The organism is Pseudomonas sp. (assembly GCF_002796985.1).
Classification (GTDB): domain Bacteria; phylum Pseudomonadota; class Gammaproteobacteria; order Pseudomonadales; family Pseudomonadaceae; genus Pseudomonas.
This window is the reverse complement of record NZ_PEKX01000008.1, coordinates 257,657-276,521: the sequence shown is the minus strand read 5'-3', so window position 1 is coordinate 276,521 and position 18,865 is coordinate 257,657. Positions and strand designations below refer to the sequence as shown.

Annotated in this window: 19 protein-coding genes, 1 other RNA gene, 1 pseudogene and 1 riboswitch; of the genes and pseudogenes, 7 read left to right on the top strand and 14 right to left on the bottom strand. The window is 62.3% G+C overall.

Annotated elements, in window-relative coordinates; all coding sequences use genetic code 11:
• Positions 1 to 10 precede the first annotated feature (10 nt).
• The 6 genes from CTR55_RS13940 (at position 11) to ssrA (ending at position 7,621) form a co-directional block, all read left to right on the top strand.
• Entirely contained in the window at positions 11 to 1,363 is a 1,353-nt protein-coding gene (locus tag CTR55_RS13940; protein WP_296287133.1) for an ATP-binding protein, read from the top strand.
• 83 nt (positions 1,364 to 1,446) lie between these two features.
• A complete protein-coding gene (locus CTR55_RS13935; protein ID WP_296287022.1) occupies positions 1,447 to 1,713 on the top strand; it encodes a hypothetical protein in 267 nt (88 codons plus the stop codon).
• A 151-nt stretch (positions 1,714 to 1,864) separates the two neighbouring features.
• Complete coding sequence (locus CTR55_RS13930) at positions 1,865 to 5,149, top strand: carboxyl transferase domain-containing protein (protein ID WP_296287020.1); 3,285 nt, start codon at positions 1,865 to 1,867, stop codon at positions 5,147 to 5,149.
• A gap of 37 nt (positions 5,150 to 5,186) precedes the next feature.
• Positions 5,187 to 5,359: riboswitch (yybP-ykoY riboswitch) on the top strand.
• A gap of 52 nt (positions 5,360 to 5,411) precedes the next feature.
• Positions 5,412 to 6,425, top strand: a complete 1,014-nt coding sequence (locus CTR55_RS13925; protein WP_296287019.1) for a sodium:calcium antiporter — start codon at positions 5,412 to 5,414, stop codon at positions 6,423 to 6,425.
• An 86-nt stretch (positions 6,426 to 6,511) separates the two neighbouring features.
• Complete coding sequence (locus CTR55_RS13920; RefSeq protein WP_296287018.1) at positions 6,512 to 7,189, top strand: type 1 glutamine amidotransferase domain-containing protein; 678 nt, start codon at positions 6,512 to 6,514, stop codon at positions 7,187 to 7,189.
• Positions 7,190 to 7,263: 74 nt separating this feature from the next.
• Positions 7,264 to 7,621: a transfer-messenger RNA gene (gene ssrA, locus CTR55_RS13915) on the top strand.
• 39 nt (positions 7,622 to 7,660) lie between these two features.
• Here ssrA and CTR55_RS13910 read toward each other — a convergent pair.
• From CTR55_RS13910 to CTR55_RS13860, 11 genes and pseudogenes are all read right to left on the bottom strand, one after another.
• Complete coding sequence (locus CTR55_RS13910; RefSeq protein ID WP_296287017.1) at positions 7,661 to 8,689, bottom strand: tyrosine-type recombinase/integrase; 1,029 nt, start codon at positions 8,687 to 8,689, stop codon at positions 7,661 to 7,663.
• Complete coding sequence (locus CTR55_RS13905; RefSeq protein WP_296287015.1) at positions 8,689 to 9,984, bottom strand: hypothetical protein; 1,296 nt, start codon at positions 9,982 to 9,984, stop codon at positions 8,689 to 8,691. The genes CTR55_RS13910 and CTR55_RS13905 overlap by 1 nt, the downstream gene beginning before the upstream one ends.
• 138 nt (positions 9,985 to 10,122) lie before the next feature.
• On the bottom strand, positions 10,123 to 11,301 hold the full coding sequence (locus CTR55_RS13900) for a zonular occludens toxin domain-containing protein (protein ID WP_296287013.1): 1,179 nt from the start codon (positions 11,299 to 11,301) through the stop codon (positions 10,123 to 10,125).
• 12 nt (positions 11,302 to 11,313) lie between these two features.
• Positions 11,314 to 11,640 (bottom strand): DUF2523 domain-containing protein, encoded by a 327-nt coding sequence (locus CTR55_RS13895; protein ID WP_296287012.1) that lies wholly within the window; start codon positions 11,638 to 11,640, stop codon positions 11,314 to 11,316.
• A complete protein-coding gene (locus CTR55_RS13890; RefSeq protein WP_296287010.1) occupies positions 11,640 to 13,151 on the bottom strand; it encodes a virulence factor TspB C-terminal domain-related protein in 1,512 nt (503 codons plus the stop codon). Before CTR55_RS13890 ends, CTR55_RS13895 begins: the two co-directional genes overlap by 1 nt.
• 144 nt (positions 13,152 to 13,295) lie before the next feature.
• Positions 13,296 to 13,526, bottom strand: coding sequence for a major capsid protein (locus CTR55_RS13885; RefSeq protein WP_296287008.1), 231 nt, complete (start codon positions 13,524 to 13,526; stop codon positions 13,296 to 13,298).
• Between the two features lie 13 nt (positions 13,527 to 13,539).
• Positions 13,540 to 13,752, bottom strand: coding sequence for a hypothetical protein (locus tag CTR55_RS13880; protein ID WP_280055010.1), 213 nt, complete (start codon positions 13,750 to 13,752; stop codon positions 13,540 to 13,542).
• A gap of 191 nt (positions 13,753 to 13,943) precedes the next feature.
• Positions 13,944 to 14,258 (bottom strand): annotated as a pseudogene (locus CTR55_RS13875) (DNA-binding protein); the annotation flags it as partial.
• A 519-nt stretch (positions 14,259 to 14,777) separates the two neighbouring features.
• Positions 14,778 to 14,993 carry a hypothetical protein gene (locus CTR55_RS13870; RefSeq protein ID WP_280055012.1) on the bottom strand — a complete coding sequence of 72 codons (216 nt, stop codon included), beginning with the start codon at positions 14,991 to 14,993 and terminating at the stop codon, positions 14,778 to 14,780.
• Positions 14,994 to 15,141: 148 nt separating this feature from the next.
• Complete coding sequence (locus tag CTR55_RS13865) at positions 15,142 to 15,477, bottom strand: DUF5447 family protein (RefSeq protein ID WP_296287003.1); 336 nt, start codon at positions 15,475 to 15,477, stop codon at positions 15,142 to 15,144.
• Positions 15,478 to 15,689: 212 nt separating this feature from the next.
• Positions 15,690 to 15,908 carry a DNA-binding protein gene (locus tag CTR55_RS13860; RefSeq protein WP_296287001.1) on the bottom strand — a complete coding sequence of 73 codons (219 nt, stop codon included), beginning with the start codon at positions 15,906 to 15,908 and terminating at the stop codon, positions 15,690 to 15,692.
• Positions 15,909 to 16,376: 468 nt separating this feature from the next.
• On the opposite strand from CTR55_RS13860, the gene CTR55_RS13850 reads away from it, so the two are divergent.
• Positions 16,377 to 16,643, top strand: a complete 267-nt coding sequence (locus CTR55_RS13850) for a hypothetical protein (protein ID WP_296286997.1) — start codon at positions 16,377 to 16,379, stop codon at positions 16,641 to 16,643.
• Positions 16,644 to 16,854: 211 nt separating this feature from the next.
• On the opposite strand, the gene CTR55_RS13845 is transcribed toward CTR55_RS13850, so the two are convergent.
• From CTR55_RS13845 to CTR55_RS13835, 3 genes are all read right to left on the bottom strand, one after another.
• Complete coding sequence (locus CTR55_RS13845) at positions 16,855 to 17,157, bottom strand: hypothetical protein (RefSeq protein ID WP_296286996.1); 303 nt, start codon at positions 17,155 to 17,157, stop codon at positions 16,855 to 16,857.
• A 114-nt stretch (positions 17,158 to 17,271) separates the two neighbouring features.
• Positions 17,272 to 17,943, bottom strand: coding sequence for a DUF480 domain-containing protein (locus CTR55_RS13840; protein ID WP_296286994.1), 672 nt, complete (start codon positions 17,941 to 17,943; stop codon positions 17,272 to 17,274).
• A 61-nt stretch (positions 17,944 to 18,004) separates the two neighbouring features.
• The gene (locus CTR55_RS13835; RefSeq protein ID WP_296286991.1) at positions 18,005 to 18,760 is read right to left on the bottom strand and encodes a cache domain-containing protein; all 756 of its coding nucleotides are present in this window, start codon (positions 18,758 to 18,760) and stop codon (positions 18,005 to 18,007) included.
• Positions 18,761 to 18,865: the final 105 nt, after the last annotated feature.

The window sequence follows — 18,865 nt, the reverse complement described above, 5'->3', positions numbered from 1 at the left end:
CCTGCTGCTGATGCTGATCGGTGGCGTCTCCTTGCTGTGGCTGATAGCCGGCCTGTTCACCTACCACCTGACGCGTGAGCAGGTGAACCGCCTCTATGACCAGGACATGATCGACTTCGGCCAGGCCGCCCTGAGCCTGGTCGACATCGCCGACGCCATCGACCCGCAGTCCAGCGACGCCATGGAAATCCTCGCGCGCAGCCGCAAGGCCATCGAAGGGCTGCCGCTGATCCGCCGCGAAGCCACGCTCGGCTATGCCATCTGGTATCGCGGCCAGCCGCTGCTCGCTACTCGCAAGCCGCCAGAAGGCATCGAGGCGCAGCCGCCAGGTTTCTCCGACCTCCTCAGCCGCGGGGTCAACTGGCGCGTGCTGCAGATGGCCACGCCGGGCGCCGATGAGGTGCGCATCTGGGTCTTCGAGGACTTGCACTACCGCCACAAGACCCTGCACCTGCTGCTGTTCAGCGCCCTCTTCCCGCTGCTGCTGGCCCTGCCGCTGTTCGGTGTGCTGGTGTGGTTCGGCGTGCGCCAGGGCCTGGCGCCGCTGCGCAGCCTGATCGAACAGGTGCACCAGCGCAGCGCCCACAGCCTGCACCCCCTGGCCCTGAGCCGGGCGCCGGTGGAAGTGCACAGCCTGGTCAACGAACTGAACCTGCTGCTGGAGCGCCTGAACTCGGCGATCGAAGCCGAGCGCCGGCTGACCAGCGATGCCGCTCATGAAATACGCACGCCGCTGGCCAGCCTGCGCACCCACGCCCAGGTGGCGCTGCGTTCGTCCGACCCTGCCGCCCATGCCCACGGCCTGCAACAGGTCAGCCGCAGCGTCGAGCGCATCAGTGCACTGATGGAGCAGATCCTCCTGCTGGCACGCCTGGACGCCGAAGAGCTGCACGAAATCTTCGCCCCGGTGAACCTGCGCCTGCTGGCCGAAGACACCATCGCCGACCTCGCGCCGCAAGCCATCGACAAGCAGATCGAGCTGACCCTCGACAGCCAGGAGGCCACGCTGCAGGGCGTTGCCGCGTGGCTTGGACTGCTGCTCACCAACCTGGTCGGCAATGCCCTGCGCTACACCCCCGAAGGCGGCCGCGTGGCCGTCAGTCTGGACAGCGGCGAGACAGGCGTGACCCTCTGGGTGCGCGACAACGGTCCCGGCGTGGCCCCGGCCGAGCAAGCGGCGATCTTCACCCGCTTCTACCGCAGCCCCAGTGTCGCCAGCAGCCACGGCAGCGGCCTGGGGCTGCCCATTGCCAAGCGCATCGTGGAGATTCACCGCGGGCGCATTTCCCTGCACGAAGGGCTGGAAGGCACCGGCCTAGGCGTCTGCGTCGAACTCCCGACAACCGCCGGGAACAATCTCTGAACCCCGTCTAAAAATCCGCAGTCCACCCTGTACGGCCCGCTCGCTCGGTCCGCGACAACCGTCAAGTTGACAGGAGTACTGCCATGAAACGTGCCGCCCTGATCATTATCGCCGCGCTGCTGGCATCGCCGGTTTTTGCTGCCGACCTGTGCAGCGACAACCTGCAAAAGATCGATGACGCGGTGAAAACCGTCACCAACAACACCCAAGCCCAGGAACAGGCCATGCGCCTGCAGGAAAAAGCCGCCCAGGCCCAGGCCGCAGGTGACACCAAGGCCTGCATCGCGCAGACCGAAAAAGCCCTGCAATTGCTGAAGAAAAACAGCGGCGACGGCGGAGCCAACGGGTGATCCCGCACGCGGCGGCCGGCCGACGCGCCGGTCGCCGCTCATAAGGCCCACTAAGCCTGCGCCATTCGCGACGCCGTACTTGATTCCCCGCCCTCCCCACCCGCCTAAGATGGTGCGATTCCCGACCACAAGAATCCCAACCGGAATCGCCATGCCCGTCACCCGCCTGCTCATCGCCAACCGTGGCGAGATCGCCATCCGTATTGCCCGCGCCGCCGCGGAGCTGGGTATCCAGACGCTGGCGATCTTCGCCGAGGACGACGCCACCTCGCTGCACACGCGCCAGGCCGACCAGGCTGCAGCCCTGCAGGGGCGCGGCGCCAGCGCCTACCTCGACCAGCAGCAGATCATCGACATCGCCCTGGCCCAGGGCTGTGACGCGGTGCATCCGGGCTATGGCTTCCTGTCCGAGAACGCCGGTTTCGCCCGCCGCTGCGAAGCCGCCGGGCTCACCTTCGTCGGCCCCTCGGCGGAAGTGCTCGACGTCTTCGGCGACAAGGCCCGCGCCCGCGACCTCGCCCGCGCACATGGCGTGGCATTGGCCGCCGGCAGCACCAGCGCCACAACATTGGCAGATGCCGAGCGCTTCTTCCGCGAACTGCCCGCCAGCGCCGGCATGATGATCAAGGCCCTCGCCGGCGGCGGCGGGCGCGGCATGCGCGCGGTGCGCAGCGTCGAGGAAATCGCCGATGCCTACGCCCGCTGCCAGGCCGAAGCCCGCGCGGCCTTCGGCGATGATCGGCTCTATGTCGAACGCCTGATCCAGCACGCCCGCCACATCGAAGTGCAGGTCATCGGCGACGGCCGCGTCGTCAGCCACCTGGGGGAGCGCGACTGCACCCTGCAACGGCGCCACCAGAAACTATTGGAGATCGCCCCCAGCCCCAACCTGCACCCACGCCTGCGCGGCGCCATCCTCGCCGCCGCCGTGCGCCTCGCCGAAGCGGTGAACTACCGCGGCCTGGGCACCTTCGAGTTCCTGCTGGACGAGGAGAGCGGCGACTTCGTGTTCATGGAAGCCAACCCGCGCCTGCAGGTCGAGCACACCGTCACCGAGGCGGTAACCGGCATCGACCTGGTGCAGGCACAGCTGCGTATCGCTGCCGGCGCCAGCCTCGCCGAATTGAACCTGACCCAATCCGAGATTCCCGAGCCGCGCGGCCATGCCCTGCAACTGCGGATCAACCTGGAAAGCCTCGCCAGCGACGGCACACCGCACCTCGCCTGCGGCACCCTCAGCGCCTACGAGCCACCCAGCGGCCCCGGCCTGCGCGTGGATGGCTACGGCTACGCCGGCTACCGCAACAGCGCCGGCTACGACTCGCTGCTGGCCAAGCTGATCGTCCACGGCACTGGCGGTTATCCACAACTGGTGCAGCGCGCCTACCGCGCACTCTGCGAGTTCCGTCTCGAAGGCGTGGCGAGCAACATCCCGCTGCTGCTCAATCTGCTGCGCCAACAGGCGGTGGCAGACAACCAGGTCACCACGTGCTACATCGAAGAACATCTCCCCACGCTACTCGGCGCGCAGGAGCACGCGCACCCGCACCGCTTCTTCAGTCATGCCGGCACCGCGCCGGAAGCTCAACGATCCAGCGAAGCGCCGGCCGGCTGCATCCCGCTAGCCACACCCAGCGCGGGCGTGCTGGTCAGCCTGAACGTGGCTGCTGGCGACGCCGTCGCCCAGGGCCAGACCATCGCCGTGGTCGAGGCGATGAAGATGGAGTTCGAGGTGAAGGCCAGCGCCAGTGGCATCGTCCACAGTCTCGCCGCCACCCCCGGCGACAGCCTCGGCGCAGGCGATGCGCTGCTGTTCGTCGAACCGGCGGACATCGAAGTACAGGGCAGCCAGAACGAAGCGGTCATCGACCTCGACGCCATCCGCGCCGACCTCGCCGAAGTCCTCGAACGTCACGCCATCGGTCTCGACGAGCGCCGCCCGGAGGCTGTCGCCAAGCGCCACAGGATCGGCAAGCGCACCACCCGCGAGAACCTCGCCGACCTGCTCGATGACGGCAGCTTCATTGAGTACGGCGCCCTGGCCATCGCCGCCCAACGCCGCCGGCGCAGCGTCGAAGAGCTGATCACCAGCAGCCCCGCCGACGGCCTGGTCAGCGGCCTGGGCAGCATCAACGCCGGGCAGTTCGGCGACGAGAAGGCGCGCTGCCTGGTGCTGGCGTACGACTACACGGTGTTCGCCGGTACCCAGGGCGTGATGAACCACAAGAAGACCGACCGCATGCTGCACCTCGCCGAACAGTGGCGCATCCCGTTGGTGCTCTACGCCGAAGGTGGCGGCGGGCGTCCGGGCGACACCGACTTCGTCGGCGTGGCCGGGCTGGACAACATGAGCTTCGTCGGACTGGCGCGGCTGTCCGGGCTGGTGCCGCTGGTGGGCGTGGTCTCCGGCCGCTGCTTCGCCGGCAATGCCGCGCTGCTGGGCTGCTGCGACGTGATCATTGCCACCCGCGATACCAGCCTGGGGATGGCGGGCCCGGCGATGATCGAGGGCGGCGGCCTGGGCAAGTTTGTCCCCGAGGAAGTCGGCCCCAGTGACGTGCAGAGCGCTAACGGTGTGATCGACGTGCTGGTGCAGGACGAGGCCGAAGCCACCCGTGTCGCTCGCCAGTACCTCGCGTACTTCCAGGGCGACACCAGCGATTGGCAATGCGCCGACCAGCGCCTGCTGCGCCACGCAATCCCGGAAAATCGCCTGCGCGTCTACGACATCCGCCAGGTCATTGAGCAACTGGCCGACAGCGACTCCGTGCTGGAACTGCGCCGCCAGTTCGCCGCCGGGATGATCACCGCGCTGGTGCGCATCGAAGGCAAGCCCTTCGGCCTGATCGCCAACAACCCCATGCACCTGGGCGGCGCCATCGACGCCGAGGCCGGCGACAAGGCCGCGCGCTTCATGCAGCTGTGCGACGCCTTCGACCTGCCGATCATCTCGCTGTGCGACACCCCCGGCTTCATGGTCGGCCCGGAGGCGGAGAAGACCGGCACAGTACGCCACGTCTCGCGCATGTTCGTCACTGCCGCCAGCCTCAGCGTGCCCTTCTTCACCGTTGTGCTGCGCAAGGGTTACGGCCTGGGCGCGCAGGCGATGGCGGCCGGCAGCTTCCACGCAGCGCTGTTCACCGTGGCCTGGCCCAGCGGCGAGTTCGGCGCCATGGGCCTGGAAGGGGCGATCCGCCTCGGCTACGCCAAGGAACTGGCCGCCATCGAAGACGCGCAGGAGCGGCAGAAGCTGTTCGACAAGCTGGTCGCTGCCGCCTACCGCAACGGCAAGGGGCTGAACATGGCGAGCTACCTGGAGATCGACGACGTCATCGACCCCGCCGACACCCGCCGCTGGTTGCTGCGCGGCCTGGCATCGACGCCGAAACCAGCCCCACGTCAGGGGAAAAAGCGCCCACTGATCGATACCTGGTAAGGCATGGGTTGAGCTGCTCACCCGATCCGCTAAAATGCGCGGCGTCATTGGGGAGTAGCCGACCGTTCCGTGAACGGGGGCGACGTCAACACACTTGGCCCACAGGCCATGGCGTCGTCAGCAGCTTTGCCTGGCAAGACCTTTGACCACGTGTTCTCCGCAACGGCCGGGGAGATACGTGGTCATGGGTACTTACACCGGCCGGGAGCTTCACCGTGATGCACCACCCCACCCTTCGCTCCACCTGCCTGGAGCTGCACACATGCTGACCTTCATCCTCGAACTGCTCGGCATGCTGCTGGTGATCCTGATCGCCGCCGAACTCTTCACCAATGCGCTGGAACACTTCGGCGAGCGCCTGGGGATTTCCGAAGGCGTCACCGGCTCGCTGTTCGCCGCCATCGGCACCGCCCTGCCGGAAACCCTGATTCCGCTGCTGGCGCTGTTCGCCGGCACCAGCAACGTCACCCTCAATGAGGAAGTCGGCGTCGGCGCCATCCTCGGCGCACCGCTGATGCTCTCCACCTTGTCCACCTGCCTGATGGCCTGTTTCGCCTGGCGCGCTCGCGGCCTGTTCGGGCGCGTCCGCCCCGAACGTACGGGAATGAAGCGCGATCTGAACTTCTTCCTGATCGCCTTCAGCTTCGCCACTCTCGCCATGTTCGTGCCCGCTGAACTGCACTCCGTGCGCGTCGCACTCAGCGTGCTGCTGGTGCTGACTTACGTCGCCTACATCACCCTGACCCTGCGCGCATCGCAAAGCCTGGTGGAAGACGGCCACGGCACCGAGGCCGACCATCACATGTACCTGTCGCGCATCGGCCTGCCGACCAACCTCGCCACCATCCTGCTGCAATTGCTGCTGGGCCTGGCGCTGCTGGTGCTGGGCGCCAAGGGCTTCATCCACGGCGTGGAAGGCCTGTCGCACCTGCTGGGCATTTCCGCGCTGCTGCTGTCGTTGCTGATCATCCCCATTGCTACGGAGCTGCCGGAAAAGATCAACAGCATCCTCTGGGTGCGTCGCGGCAAGGACACCCTGGCCTTCGGCAACATCAGCGGCGCCATGGTCTTCCAGGGCACTCTGCTGCCCGCCATTGGCATCCTGCTCACGCCCTGGCAGCCGCGTATCGAAGTGCTCACCGGCGTGCTGGTCACCCTCGGCGCTGCGCTCTGGCTGCGGATCAACGCCCAGCGCGGCGGCGGCCTGCCGATCTGGGGGCTGATGCTCAACGGCGTGCTGTACGCCGCCTATCTGGGGATCACCCTGTCGCGCTGACGCAGGCGGCGTATTGCCTACACTGACAGTCCGGGCTGCCGTTTCGGCGGCAGCCGCACGACTAGCGATACGCCGAAGGAGTGAGCATGAAAATCCTGGTAGTCCTGACCTCCCACGACCAGCTCGGCAGCACCGGCAAGAAAACCGGCTTCTGGCTCGAGGAGTTCGCCGCGCCCTACTACGTGTTCAAGGATGCCGGCGCCAGCCTGACCCTGGCCTCGCCCAAGGGCGGCCAGCCGCCGCTCGACCCCAAGAGCGACGAGGAAGACGCCCAGACCCCGGCCACCCACCGCTTCCGCCAGGACAGCGAAGCCCAGGCCGCACTGGCCAACACCGTGAAGCTCAACGAGGTCAAGGCTGACGATTTCGACGCCGTGTTCTACCCCGGCGGCCACGGCCCGCTCTGGGACCTGGCCGAGGACCGCACCTCGGTGGCGCTGATCGAAGCCTTCCACTCCAGTGGCAAGACCGTCTCCGCTGTCTGCCACGCCCCGGCCGTGTTCCGTCATCCCCGTGGGCTCGACGGCCAGCCGCTGGTGCAGGGCCGGCACGTCACCGGCTTTTCCAACAGCGAGGAGGACGCCGTCGGCCTCACCGACGTGGTGCCCTTCCTCGTCCAGGACATGCTCAAGGCCAACGGCGCCCGCTACAGCAAGGGCCCGGACTGGCAGAGCCACGTGGAGGTCGATCGCGGCCTGATCACCGGGCAGAACCCCGCGTCCTCCGAGGCCGTGGCCGAAGCTGTGCTGAAATTCCTGAGCTGACAACAGCTTGCGCCGCCCCGGGTGGCTATCGGGGCGGCTTTACCGTAGAATGGATTCCGACCTTGACAGGTTTTGGGGCCGATTAGGATTCGACGCCGGTAACAAAACTCTAGGGGCATGCCGAGTAGGTGACAGTTCTCGTAAATCAGCTGCCACAACTTTATAGTTGCCAACGACGACAACTACGCCCTAGCAGCCTAAGTGCCGCTAGCAGACCCTAGGGGATGCCTGTAAACCCGAAGATTAGGTCTGTCATATAGAACAGGATCGCCGCCAAGTTCGCTGTAGACGTAACGGCTAAAACTCATACAGCTCGCTCCAAGCGCCCTGCCACTCGGGCCGCGCGGAGTTAACTCAGTAGAGATGGCTAAGCATGTAGAACCGACAGCGGAGAACTGGCGGACGGGGGTTCAAATCCCCCCGGCTCCACCAAATCCAAACAGCCTAAACCCCTGATTTTCCTAGAGAATTTCAGGGGTTTTTGCTTTCTAGGGTAGGCGTTTGACCAAAGATTGCCCTACCAGCTAATGGGTTCAGCCGGACCGCTTCCACCAGATGCTCAGGTGCGAGGTGCGCATACCGCATGGTCATGGCAAGGCTTGAGTGGCCGAGAATCTTCTGTAGCGTGAGGATGTTGCCACCCTTCTGCATGAAGCGGCTGGCAAACGTGTGGCGCAAAGCATGGCTGGCCTGCCCTTTTGGTAACTCGATACCAGAACGATCCAGCGCACGTCGGAAAGAAGTGATCGCCGGAGTGAACTGGCCGTGCTGCTTCCAATGCTCACGAATAAACGCATCCAGATCGGCAGAAATCGGGATAGACCGAACGCGGGATGATTTCGTCTGCGCATAGGTCACGGTGCATTCACGAAGCCTTGATGGCCTCAGCCCTTCCGCCTCAGACCATCGGGCACCAGTCGCAAGGCAGATCAGAACGATGGGCAACACATGTGGGTTATCGCAGCCACTGCGAATAGCATCGAGCAGTTGGTCTACCTCACCGTCATCGAGCCACGACAGTTCCCGTTCCTCGATACGGAAAGGCTTCACCAGCTCCAAAGGGTTCGCGTAGGCGACTTCTCCGAGCCCGCGCAATTCGTTGTAGACCGCCCGCAGATACCCCAGCTCATTATTGAGCGTCTTAGGCGACGTCCCAGCCTCATTACGCACCCGACGATCATGCGCATAAACCTGAGGCCGCAAAGTGGCCGCCACGGGATCGCCCAGGCGGACAGCCAAAGCATCGAGCTTAGCGCGACGACGCTCACCGTCCTTGAGCATATGACCGTGCAGGTCATACCAAAGCCCAACCAGCTCAGAGAGCCTACGACGATCAGGCCCCTTTACCGCCCATTCCTTCGACTGCTCGGCCTTGCCCTGTACATGCAGCTCGAACCGCTGTGCCTCACCCTTGGTCTTGAAGGTTTTCCGGAATCGCTTCACAGGCGATACGCGAACGTCCACCTTCCAACGTCCATCTTCCAGCTTGGTAATAGCCATTAGATCGCGTACCCCCGCCTGATGTACCGATCAGCAATGAGCTTCGAAACGTGTCGCTCGAACTCTTGCAAGGTCCAACCCTTGGCAATGTAGTGATCTTCAACCACATGCCAGAATTCGAGCTTACGGGCGGACTGGAGGGCCTTTTTTGGAGGGATTCGCTCACGCGCAATCAGGCTCACGAACTGGCCGAGGAACATCTCGCAGTTGCGTCCCGAAAAGCCCTTTGCGGTCTTGTAGTAGCGGCGATACTCAGCGCGTTCGATCAGCGGGTCGGCCTCGACCTGCACACGGGCATCTTGGCTAATGAGTGTCCAGAAGGGATCAAAGACACCCTCCCGCGACATAACGCGGAAATTCTCACAGGCGTACTGCCACAGCCCTTGCAGGTGCGGGCAAAGGCCCGAGTAGGTAACACAGCCGATCACCTCACCGGAGGAGAGCGTAGAGCCTTCCGAGAACTGCTGAACGATGGAATGATGGAAACGGAACTCAATGCGCCAAACGGTTTCCAGGGGGTTATACGCCGGCTCGCTATCACCAAAAGGATCACCGTTGAGGGAAGCCCACACGGATTCCCAATAGTCGAGCTTGTCAGTAGCACGGGCTTGCAGCGTCTTGTTGTAGATCGACAGTTGCAGCCCGGACGCACTGCCGAACATGTACGTCTGACCACGCCCATAAACCGACGCATTGCTATCGAACTCGATACGGTCGATACCGCTGATTTGGCGAACGCGACGGGACCGGCAATGCATGCGATCCACCAGATCGGCGGGAGGCGTCCAGCCCTGCACGTCGAGCGCGATATGCACCGCGCACTGATTGGGCTCGCTTGCTTGCAACACAGCGGCTGCTAGGTCATCGAGAACGCCTTGCAGCACACTTGGATCAGCACCATCGAGCGCATGCGGCGATACCTCAATCTTGAGGTGAGCGCCGATATTCTCGAGCCGCACATTGTGATTCTTGATCAGCAGAATAATGCCCATTTCGGCGTTCTGGAGCCGAAACTGATAGCCAGAGTCACGACCGATACGGCCCTTGGCCCACTGATAGCCGGCAAACTCCACAATGTCTTCCGCCTGATCGAAAACAGCCATTACCTCAGGGCGAATCAGGCCGTTGTACAACTGGCGCACCGTATCCACACCACAGCGCAGAAGACGAACGCCGGAAAGGTCAGTGAACTCAACCGTCTTAGGATCAACAAACAAACGCCCTTCGGGCGACTCAAAGAACTGTCCGTCAGGCTGGAGTACTGCACGAAGCTGGTGAATTGCCTTGGTCTTCATAATTCGTCCAAATCTATCCAATGCTATCCAAATGACCGGGGTGTTATCCGACGTGTTACAGGGGCGTCGACCGTGCTGGCCGGGGCGGCTTGCGGCGGGGCTCATCCCTCGCCTCCGTCCGCAAATCCGCCCGCCGAGCTACCAAAGAAACTTCCCCTTCTCATACGGAACCACGGTCACCGTTGGCCCGTTGGGCTCACTACTAGCCGTGGACTGAGCACTAGGGAATGACTGCACCGGAGGCGATTGCTGCGCCATGCGCGCATCAGGGCCGGTGCCACGGTCAGGCAAAGTGGGATCGAAGTAGCCGTTGCGCGCCACGCTGATGCAAAAGTCGAAGCTGGTGGAGAACTTGGTCGCCTGCTGCGTATAGCACTGACAGGATTGACCGTCCTTCACCGTCTCCGGCGGTCGACGCTCCACCAACCTCGGGTCACTGGTGGACAGGCAGTAAAGGCGCGGCTTGCTAACCGGGGTATTGAGTTGGTCATACACCGGGGCGGATGCTGGCAGGTCGGCGATGCGGGGCTTTCGCTGCTCAATGTACTGCTCAGGCGTAACCGCCTTGGGAGCATCGCCACCTGTTGGGCTGATCAGCGAACCCACCATCGACTTAGCCTGATCGACCATGCCGGGCTGCTCTTGTATTGCGCTGGCCGTAGCTGCATCGGCCGGCTTACTACCTTGTTGGTAGCGCTCATAGGCGCGGTACACCATGAACCCCGCGCCAGCGATCACCGCAAGAGCCAGGATCATTTTCTTCGGCGGATTGAACTTGAAATGGTGCTTGGCCTTGGTGCTGGTGTAGAGGCCGAAGTACTTCTTATCGAGCTTAACTACCGTCTTGTCCGCGTCCTTGAAGCTGGTCTTTTTCTCGACAGCATCTATCACCGTCTCATGTTCGAAGCGGAGCACTTGCTGACTCTTGAAAACCCGCCAGAAGTGAATATGCCCATTGGCGAGCCTGCGAGCGTGCACGTCGATGAAACGCGGATCCTGAGTAATCAGGTGGACCTCATGCCCCTGATGACGCATGGTCTCGAAAGCACTGATATGCTCCGGCGGCTTCTGGCGAGGATCACGAACGCCGAACCAACCCTGCGCCTCATCCACGACAACGATGGCGTCATGCGGCAGCTCATGCCACTTAAGCGGGTCTTCAAACTCAAACCAAGGCGCTTGGAGCTTGTCCGTCTTGAGTTCACGGATATTGTGGTAGTAGACGTTACGGCCTTCCGCAAACGCCTTGGCGTCCACTTCCTTGATGGCGTTAAGAGTCTTGCCGTGGCCCGGCTTACCTGTACGGATAATGAGCATGTCGAGCCCTCCTTAAGCGTCGATGTAGTCGCGGCCCGGAGGGTTCCAAACCTGCCGACGTAGGCGATCCTGCGCTTTGAGCCAACCCGCCATGAGGGCGCGAGTGGTGACGGCAGCGAGGTACATATTGATGGCCACATCGATCTTGGCGAGGCCGAGAATCTGTTGAATGGGCACAGCGACGCTGCCCATCTGCGACATTAGGTAACTACGCGCCATGTCGATCAGCAGGTTGAAACCGACGTAGCTGACGACCGCGAATCCAATCGCTCGAAGAACCATCTTCACGATGGGCACGGCGATCACGATCAGCATCTGGACGATAAAGGCGTATTGCATCATTCACCTCCGAGAGAGCGCCCGACATAGAGGACGCAGAAAGCCCCGACCGCGATGACGATCAGGTAGCCAAGGTCAGTGGCAGCCGCGCAGAGCGGCTCATAGGTCACGGCGAAGGTGCGACCGCCGTTGGTTCTTAGGGAGAAGGTCTTGTCAGCCGGGCAGGACGCCGGGAGAAAGCGCGTGCCCTGATTGATGAAGGACGGGATTTGAATCTCGGTGCTGTCGTCAATTTCGAACTTGGAGCCGGTAACAGCAGTTTTGATGTCGGCCTTGTGCTTCTCGTAGTCGCTCTGCTTCTCGTAGGCACAGCGAAGGGCTTTTTCCTGAGTCAGGACAGCGCAATCGATGGCGTCGCCGGAGCAAGACAGCGGCACGTCGCAAGGCTCGCCCGAAGCGAGGCGTTCGGGCTTTTCGTCCTCTTCCTTGTCCTTTTCCTCGCCGGGCTTTTCCTGCGGATCACCTTGATCGCTGGTGGTCTCCTCGCCAGTCTTTACGCCGTCTTCGGTCGTGGTCTTGGTGGTAACGGTGTCGTAGTCGAAGTAGGTGTCGCCGTAGCGAATGTTGTATGTGGTGTTGGTTGTCGTGGAGGTATTGCCGATGGAGCCATCCGGGCGGTTGTAAGTGCCGGTGGTGGTTTGCTTCGGCCCCTGCACAGTCGCCGGGCCGGTAATGATGGAGGCGCTCTGTTTCTGAAGGCCGTCATAGCACGCCTGCGGGCTCACCCCGCCATACGTGCCACCACACACCTCACTGAGCAGCATTTTCAACCAGGACGCCGACTGAGAAGCCACCCAGGGGTCAAGATTGCTGTAGTCGGAATCAGTCAAATCCCGCTTGAGTGAAACGACGTCCTGTATCGAAATAACGCGCCTCGCAGAAACAGGCCAGTAACCCTGCGAGTTATAAGTGAAACCACGGGCCGTACTAGTGCAGTTATTCACGAACAAATAGCCAGAAGGCCAACCAGTACCAGCAGTGGCACCAGATGGCCACGCACCAATGGCATAGGTAACCCCATTGGACTGAACAACCTTGATCTTGTTGAGAACCTCCGAAGCTTGATACGAGCAGGCATCAACAGAGGCACCGGTGCCATTAACCGGAATGCCATCCACGCTCTCCTCTTTGCGCTGAAGCTTGGTGTTGTCATCCGACATCACCCAACCGACAGCCGCTACAGCACCGGAGACAGCAGCGCCCAAGGCAAGCTGCCCGGCATTGGTCTTAAGCCCGGCTTTAAGCTTGGAAGTAAGCCCACCAACCGGAACCGTGACCTTCGGCTTAACGGTGACAGGGGTCTTTGCAGCAGAGCCACCCATCCAGCCTTTGCGCTCGGCTTCGAGCAAAAGATCGGCATTGGACTTGGAGGGCACGTAGCCGGTGATCGAGCCATTGGCGGCGCTGTAGCCGGGACCGGCTTTGATGAAGGGATCGACCTTCACCCGCTCGGTGGCAATCGTCGGCGTGGCGACCAGGGCGGCGAGCAGCAGAATCAGGAAACGGCCCATGCTCACACCCGACCGAACAGGACCACGGCGAAGGCCACGGTGGTGACGATGAGGACGAACCATTGAACGGACATTGTTCGGACTCCAGAAGAAAGAACCCCGCCGGAGCGGGGTTCGGTGCTTCGGCTTGTTAGCCGGGTGGGATTACAGGGCGCGGCGCATGTACTTGAACGCCGCGGCGGCGACCAGCACGGCGAAGACGGCCCAACCGATGGTGTTGGTGTCGTCACCGGCGGTGGTCAGCGCGGCGGTGGCGTCAGCCGGTACAGCGGCCATGGCGGCACCAGCGGCGCCGAGGGTCAGAGCGCCGACAGCAGCGGCCTTGCGACCGAACGCCGAGGCGCTGATTTGCAGGTGGGTCTTGAGTTGGTTCATAGGTGTTACCTCGCTATTTGAGCAGTCGTTTCAGGACCAAGAAGCCGAAGGCAATGCAGAACAGCGCGAGGACTTCGCCACGCAGTTCCGCAACCTGATCCCAAGTGAGTGCAGAGCCGAACTCGCTCTGCATTTCCTCGCTGGTGACGACATGCAAGGTGCCGGTACAGATGGCAGAGCCATCAGCGCTGACAGCCCAACTGCCGTCGCAAGCGATGAAATTCATAGGAAGCGCGCCGCACCATCGATCCAGCCCCAGACGTAGCCAGCAGCAAGACCCACGGCGAACAGGGAGAGGTATCGAGTCATGGCGCTACTCCCGAATTAGCTCTTGGCCGAGTCGCCGTGTTTCTCGGCGGCAGGCTGGGCGGGGCGCTGGGTTTGCTGGGGAGCAGCCGAACGCGGTGCCGGCTGGCCGAGGGATTTGCCATCCAGCTCCAGCAGTTCCACAAGAACTTGGGTGTTAGTCGTGCGACCGAAGCGGTCTTGAGTCGGGCGGACCACCGAGGCGAACTTGCAGCGCACCGGAGCGCCGTTGAAGACGATTTCATCGAGCAGGCTCGGCTCAATCGGATACTCGGTAATTTCGAAGCCCTTGGCGTTACCACGGGCACCTTCGGGAATCGCCGAGATCGCCTGCACGTTGGCGTAGATTTCGCCGGTCTTGGTGGAGGTGTAGGTATCGGTCTTGGTGACCCAAATCTCGGTGACACTCTTGGCGGTATCGAACATGGTGTTTCTCCTGATTTGCCTTTTTTGGGCGTGAGTTAGCCCGCTGCTGTAACTTCGGCTCTTGGCCTTATTCAGCGGTGCTTGTTGAAACCGTGTGTTGAAGTTGCCCGGCTACGCCGGTGGCTCTTTAGGGAGGCCCTTCGGGGACCAAAGGCTGCGCCCTTGGAACGCAGCAGCAAGAGCAAAGTCGTAAGGGCTCTGCCCTTACCATCCCGCCCTTCGCCAGGGAGTCAGAGGGCCGGGGGGATAGAGCTTCCCCCGCCCCTATGACTCGGAGGCTGTTTTGATGGGGAGCCATCAAGGGTTCGCTTCGCCCGTGCTTCCGTTCGCCGGAACGGTGGTGCTGTTCCGACGAGCCGGGAGCGCGGCCCTTGACGGGGATATTCCGTGCCGGCCGGACGGCACAAGCCAGAGCGGTGCACGGGCTCCGGCGCTCGGCTCCGATGAAGCCCTTGGAGCCGAGCGAGAGCCCACACTCTAGGCGCATACCGTCCCCGGGCCGTCCGATCACTGCGCGGATCATTGGTGCTCACCTTTCGCATCAGCTTGCGCAGCGACAATGCTGTCCGGGCACCCGGCAGCTACCCACATACCGATCACCGCACCGCCCAGCTTCCACGCATCGGTATCACGAGCGACCGCCTCCGTCTGGAGAGCGAGCACCACGGACGCTGGAGCGAAGACATAGAACCTGCGTTCCTTGTCCTCAGAGAGCTTTTGACGGGGCGGAATCATGCAGTTAGTCCTCAGCCTTGGAATCAGAGCGGTGCCGGCTTACCCACTGTGAGAAGGTGTAGCGAGCATGAAAGCGGAGTACCGCGAAGCCGAACAACAGCAGAACGCCCCAAAAGATCAGGTGCGGGATCGGGTCAGAGACCATGGCTCAGCTCACCAACTCGAATGGCTCGTGCACGGGGACGAAGGGCGTCGGTTTGCCGCTGTCGTACACAACGTGCCAGTACTTCGGGGGACGCCGGGCGGGCATGTGTTTCTCGCAGGTAGAACCCCGTTCCACCCGGTACGTTGAGTGGATCGAGCGCCAGACGCCCCACACCCGAGCCATCGTGGTAACGACCGGATATACGCGCGTAGGGCGGCATACGGTGCATTGTGTGAACCGGGAGGAAACAGGACTTTCCGCCACGAGTCTGGACGCACAGACAGAGCAATCGCAGCCCGAAGGGTGCGGCTGGTGCAGGTAGCGAGACAGGACGCTCATGGCTCATAGCCCCTCCCCCTTGAGAAATGGGAAGGTCGCCAGATCAACAGCAGTGACGTACATCCAGCACGCGCCAAGAGCGATATCAGGACGCCCTACGCTGGAGCGCATGCGGGAATCACACTGGGTATACGCCTGCTGGAAAAGAGCAGCGACCAAGGCCAGAAACGCCACAGCGGAAACAGTGACGACAACGCGAGCAATAGAAGCCTTCACAGACACGCCTCCCCATCAAGAAGACGCTGATTCAGCAGAGTGACGTTGACCATGACGCGGTTGCCGATCTTGATGCGCGGGATGTACCCAACACGCATCCACCCTTCAACAACCCCCTCAGACATGCCAATAAAAGCCGCGAATTTCCGCCACGGCATCAGCATTGGGGCTCCCTTGAGCACATCCGAAGAAACTGTCATTCCTTTCGTTTCCATGGCCTTTCCTGCACTATCTATTGTCAACCTAGATCGGCTGACGTCAGTTAAATTATTTCACTGACATAGTAAGCAAGCTGCCATGGCAGTTCAATTATTTAACTTAAAATACTTAGACCAATATGGAATCGATACAGGCGAGAGCTAGAACTCTAATATCTAAGGCGGGAATGGATCGCCTCGTGAAAGAGAGCAACATCGCCTTCCAGCGCTGGCACAGCGTGCGCTATCGGGATATTCGAATGAGCACAGAAGAGCTAGACGCTCTACAAGCCATGTTCCCGGCGTACCGCCTATGGTTGATCAGCGGAGAAATAGCCCCGGAAATTGGGCAGACAAGCCCCGAGTACGACGAGGCCAATACAAACTTGTCCAATCCAAGCGCGGGATAGCAATCACAAAGGAAGTCGGTAGGCGCTGGTTTGCCCGAACGCACGGACGCGCGACGAAGGAAGTAGAGGTGGAATCATGGGACTGATTGATAGGGACTGGTTCAAGGAAGAGAGCAGAAAGCGTGAAGGACTGCCGCCACTGCCACCCCAAAAGCCAACCAGAAAGAAGCCGCCAGCATCCGCCGAAGACCTGGCCAAAGCCCGGAACGTACCTCCTGCTGACGTGATTGCGGCCGCTCGAAACCAACTGGCCAAAAGAGCCAATCGCCAAAAGAGCATTGCATTTGGTGTGCTTTTCGCACTCGCTGTGATCGCCACAGCAGCAGCCTTCGTCTACTGGTAAGTGTCCAAAAGTTGCCCACAGCGCTATCGAACGCAATGCAATGCTATCGGAACGCATCCGGCGAAAGACCGCGAAAACACTAGCGCTATCGAAATCTATCGGTTGCTATCGGATTGACTGGCGGGGTTCAAATCCCCCCGGCTCCACCAAATCCAAAGAAAAAAGGCGCTGAGCCTCAAGCCCAGCGCCTTTTTTATTCCCCGCGATTTGCCTAGAGCGTCAGGAGCCCAAGCCGTGGCATCAGCGGTTCGGCCTGCGCCTCTATCACCACCTCGACACAAGGCTTACGCAGGCGCAAACGCTCGGCGTTGCACAGCAGCGGGCCAGCCTCATCCTTGGCCCCAAGGGGGTCATCAACCAGCACGCCCTTGATCAGCCCTTGGCGGAACAGTTCGCGGATGGCATAGAGGTTGGCTTCGCGCGGGCCACTGAGATCGGTGATGGATTTGAAGTCGGTTTCCGTCAGCTGGCTGAGCACGGCGGTCAGCTGAGCCTGGGAGGGTTTACGACTCATGGGGGGTACTCCGGGTACAGCGGGGGCGAGCTTGACTATCGAGGGTAAATCTTAACGTTGGATTAGCAGTCTGACAGACCGACCTTGGTCGATCTGTCAGAGGAATCTTCCGATTCAGTCTCGGGAGATGCCCAGTTCCAGCAAGGCGAGGCGTTCTTCAAGGTCAGCAATGCGACCTTCCAGTTCGACCAGGCGGCCTTCGTCGTGGCTGCCGCCGTCACTGCGCTCGCTCGAAGCACGGCTGCCGCTGGCGGCGATGGCCGCCTCGCGGTCTTCCTCGGTGCCCAGCAGGTGCATGTAGCGGTCTTCGCGCTGGCCGGCCTGGCGCTCCAGCTGAATCGCCATACCGCGGCCGGCGAGGCGTTCGAGTTGGTGGCGGACTTCCTCGGTGTCGTCGAAGTCGTGCATGCGCTGGCTGCGGGTGAGCAGTTCGTTGAGGGTCTGCGGGCCGCGCAGGAACAGCAGGCCGAGCAGGATGACCTGCGGCTTGACCAGTTCCAGCGCCTTGTCCAGCCGCTGCTCCCAGCGGTCGGCGCGGCTGCCCATGACCAGGCGAGTCATTTCGCGCCCTTCCAGGTGGCGCAGGGATTGGCCGACCTGGCCGGGGGTGAGGTTCAGCACCGGGTCACGGCTGGTCTTCTGGTTGCACGCGGTAACCAGGGCATTGAGGGTCAGTGGGTAGGCTTCGGGGGTGGTCAGCTGCTTTTCAATCAGGCACCCGAGAACGCGGGCATCCACTGCACTCAGGGGTTCGAAATCAGAGAGGGTGTCGAGCGACTGGCTCATGGCGGTATCCGTCGATGAGGGAACCGCCCTAGCCTAGCCGTTTACGCGGCGTTTGGCAGCTTCAGGCCGCGCCGGCCAGTCGGCGGTTCAGCGGCCGTTCAATGACTGCCCAGTGCGAGAAGGATGCCGCCAGCTCCTGCTCACGCCCCTGCGCATCACGGCCCAGCGTGCGCCGGGCGAGGTCGCCGGTGAACCAGTTGGCGGTATTCGCTGCGACCACACGCCCTTCGCCATTCACCACCAGCGCTTCGTGGCCCATCTGCATCAGGCTGCCCAGCAGCACGCCTTCGAACTCGTGCAGGGCGATGTCGGCGGCGGCTACGCCGATGAAGCGGCCGTCCACCTGGATCGGCACGGAGAAGGCGAGGATGTACAGGTCGGTGCCGTAGAGGTCGACGAAGGGCCCGACCACCGAAGGCTGGCCGCTGGCGCGCGGGCGGGAGAACCACGGCATGTTGAGGTAGTTGTAGAAGCTCTCGCTGCGCCGGTTGAAGTTCAGGCTCATGGGCACGACCTTGTCGCCGCGGCCGTGGTACCACCACTCCAGGTACATTTCCTGATCGGCCAGCTCGCCCGGCTCGATCACCACGCCGGTGCCGTGCAGGCGCGTGCCGTCATCGGTAAGGTCATGCTGGATGCGCGGGCGCAGTGCCCCGAGGTCCTTCGAGGACGGGCGCTTGCCCTCCTCCGCCAGCGTGCGCCAGATCGCTACGACCTCGCCGGCCAGTTCGTCGAGACGCTGGAAAACGTTACGGATGGAAGCGTCGATGCGCTGGGCACAGCACTGGAGTTCATCCGTGGTTTGCTCGCTGGACATGACCGGGGGCCTCGCTGTTCTTGTTATCCATCGGACCAGAGCGGCCCGCTGTATCTGCTCGGTGAATCACTGCGCACGCTCGAATGCGCCCGCCGGGAAGGCAGC